The following is a 569-nucleotide window of genomic DNA, read 5'->3' as shown; positions in this document are numbered from 1 at the left end:
TTGGGCCGTTCTGTGATGAAGGTGTCGGAGTGGTTGGGTTGGCCGATGTTCAAGAGGCTGGATGATGCGCAGCGCCGAGACTTGGGCCTACCCAAGGCCACCGGACCGTCGCCGCGGCGGATCGCCCAGCGTGGAGCCCTGGAAATCCAGGCCTACGACGAGGTTTGCTTCCCCGGGCTGGCTGACGAATGGGCGCATTGGGATGGCCGCCGGCCCCTTGTCGGGGCGCTGACGATGGCGTTGCCCACCGAGACCGATGACGAGGTCGCGTCCTGGATTGCCGCGGGACCACCGCCGATTTGCTTCGGCTTCGGCAGCATGCCGGTGGAATCTGCCGCTGACACGATGGCGATGATCAGCGGAGCATGCGCGCAGTTGGGTCAGCGGGCGTTGCTGTGTGCGGGCGCGAGCGACTTCAGCCATGTCCCTGAGGTCGAGAACGTCAAGGTGGTGGGCACGATGAACTATCCGGCCGCCTTCCCGGCCTGCCGCGCGGTCGTGCACCACGGTGGCATGGGCACCACCTCAGCGGGTCTGCGCGCCGGGGCCCCCACGCTGGTCTACTGGAC

1 protein-coding gene is annotated in these 569 nt (G+C 67.3%); it reads left to right on the top strand.

Going from position 1 to position 569, the window contains the following annotated elements:
* Positions 1–569, top strand: a 569-nt coding sequence (locus tag A5707_RS00175) for a glycosyltransferase (RefSeq protein ID WP_419866368.1), incomplete at both ends; no start/stop codon positions are given.

Origin of the sequence: Mycobacterium kyorinense, assembly GCF_001672775.1 — a bacterium.
Classification (GTDB): Bacteria; Actinomycetota; Actinomycetes; order Mycobacteriales; family Mycobacteriaceae; genus Mycobacterium; species Mycobacterium kyorinense_A.
Note: the sequence above shows the minus strand (reverse complement) of the source record. Positions and strands in the feature narration are given on the sequence as shown.